The sequence below is a fragment of the Mesorhizobium sp. M7D.F.Ca.US.004.03.1.1 genome (assembly GCF_003998635.1).
In the GTDB taxonomy this organism is placed as follows: domain Bacteria; phylum Pseudomonadota; class Alphaproteobacteria; order Rhizobiales; family Rhizobiaceae; genus Mesorhizobium; species Mesorhizobium loti.
On record NZ_RZQG01001090.1, the window covers coordinates 1 to 1,799 of the forward strand.

General features: G+C 65.0%; 2 protein-coding genes and 1 pseudogene. 2 read left to right on the plus strand and 1 reads right to left on the minus strand.

The genetic code is table 11. The features are described from left to right. Positions 1-173 precede the first annotated feature (173 nt). Complete coding sequence (locus EN935_RS34195; protein ID WP_127265606.1) at positions 174-1,172, minus strand: nicotinate-nucleotide--dimethylbenzimidazole phosphoribosyltransferase; 999 nt, start codon at positions 1,170-1,172, stop codon at positions 174-176. 195 nt (positions 1,173-1,367) lie between these two features. Between EN935_RS34195 and EN935_RS34200 the strand changes: the two genes are divergently transcribed. Both EN935_RS34200 and EN935_RS34205 read left to right on the plus strand, forming a co-directional pair. Then, complete coding sequence (locus tag EN935_RS34200) at positions 1,368-1,601, plus strand: DUF1289 domain-containing protein (RefSeq protein WP_109671221.1); 234 nt, start codon at positions 1,368-1,370, stop codon at positions 1,599-1,601. Positions 1,602-1,614: 13 nt separating this feature from the next. After that, a pseudogene (locus EN935_RS34205) lies at positions 1,615-1,799 on the plus strand (TIGR02281 family clan AA aspartic protease); the annotation flags it as partial.

A 1,799-nucleotide genomic window follows, 5' to 3' on the forward strand; every position in this document is an offset into this window, starting at 1 on the left:
CCTCCGAGACACTCGAACCGGACTGCTTCGAATATCCGGTTGCCGAAAGGAACGTGGCCAGCAGAAGAATAGCGGAACGCCTTTGGGGCGTAGTAATCGGCAGCAGCTCCAACCCGAAATATGCCTCTGTCGTCTACCGCATTCCCAATCTGCGGCGCTGATACGCCAAGATCCTAGCCGCGTACCGTAGCTGCCATGCCTGAGCTGGTCAGCGCAGCTGCCTTGACCAGACCGGCGGCAAGGGCGGCCCCTGCCCCTTCGCCATGGCTGATGCCAAAATCAAGCAGCGGGCGCAGGCCGAGGCGTTGAGCAGCCCGGGCATGCGCGGGCTCCGGCGACAGGCTGGCCAGCAGGCAATGATCGAGCGCGACGGGGTTGGCGGCGTGCAGCACCGCAGCGGCGGCCGTTGCAGCTAGCCCGTCGAGCAGCACCGGAATCTTCTGCATCCGGGCAGCAAGGATGGCGCCGGCAATCGCCGCGAACTCACGTCCGCCGACCCGACGCAGCGCCTCGAGCGGGTCGCTGAGATGGCCGCTGTGAAAAGCCAGCGCCGCATCGACCACGTCAGCCTTGCGTGCCTGCATCGCCGCATCGGCGCCCGACCCTGGGCCGACCCAGTCGACGCCCTTGCCCCCGAACAGCGCCGCAAACAAGGCTGCGGCGACGGTGGAGTTGCCGACGCCGAGATCACCAAGGCACAAGAGATCGGTACCGCCCGCTATCGCTTCCATGCCAAAGGCCATGGTGGCGGCACAGCCGCGCTCATCCAGTGCGGCACGACAGGTGATGTCGGCGGTCGGGATATGCAGGGCAAGATCGAAGACCTTCAGCCCGAGATCGTTGGCAATGCATATCTGGTTGATCGCAGCACCTCCGGCGGCGCAAAGCTCGACCGCATTGGCGGTCGCCGCCACCGGCCGGGGCGAAATGCCGTGCCTGACAACACCGTGATTGCCGGCAAAGACCGCCATCAGTGGTCTTGTCACCGCAGGGGGAGCCCGCCCGCTCCAGGCGGCCAGCCACGCGGCGATGTCCTCGATGCGGCCAAGCGAATTGCCTGATTTGTCGGCCTTGGCAAACAGCGTGCGCACGCGGGTTTCGGCTGCCGTGTCGGCCGCCGGCAGATTGGCCAGCAGGTTGCGGAAATCGTCGAAAGGCAGTGCGCTGGTCATCACGTTGGCGATCATTCCCTGGAGTTGGTGAGCGGCATAGCCGCCTTGCGCGGTTGGCACAACCTCCTGGATCATGGTTCTGCATTTGCCGCAAAGGTGGCTGCGAAGGGCGCAATCGCGGGGGCTTGCATTGGCATTGCCGTTGCACCATGTGGAGATGAACAAGGGATTCCGGTTGGAACCCAAGAGAAAGTCATGACGGCCATCGAATCCCCGTGCATCCTGGTCTGTTCGATCGACATGAAAACCGGCTTCTGTTTCGGGTGCGGCCGCACGCGCGAGGAAATCGGCGCCTGGATCGGGATGACGCCGGAAACGCGCCGTACCGTCATGGCCGAATTGCCGGCCCGGCTGGAAACGGTCGAGCGCCGGCCGCGCCGGGAAACACGCCGCACCCGCATGGCGCGCGAACGCGACGCGCTTTCGTGAGGCGACCACGGGGATGAGCCGACTGTTCTGGATATTGATGGCCGCGATCGGGGTGGGAGCAGTCCTGCTCATGCTCAACGATTCCGCCGGCAGCACGCTTGGCGTCGAGAATTATGATTTCAGCCGGCTGATTTGGCTCGGCGCCTTTGGCGCCCTCATCGGCGCTTGCCTGCTTCGCTCGGGCAGGCCATTGGGCGC

What these genes read in the sequence shown, in the direction of transcription:
- EN935_RS34195 (WP_127265606.1), bottom strand. Translation starts at nt 1,172, where the DNA reads ATGACCAGCGCACTGCCTTTCGACGATTTCCGCAACCTGCTGGCCAAT.
- EN935_RS34200 (WP_109671221.1), top strand. Translation starts at nt 1,368, where the DNA reads ATGACGGCCATCGAATCCCCGTGCATCCTGGTCTGTTCGATCGACATG.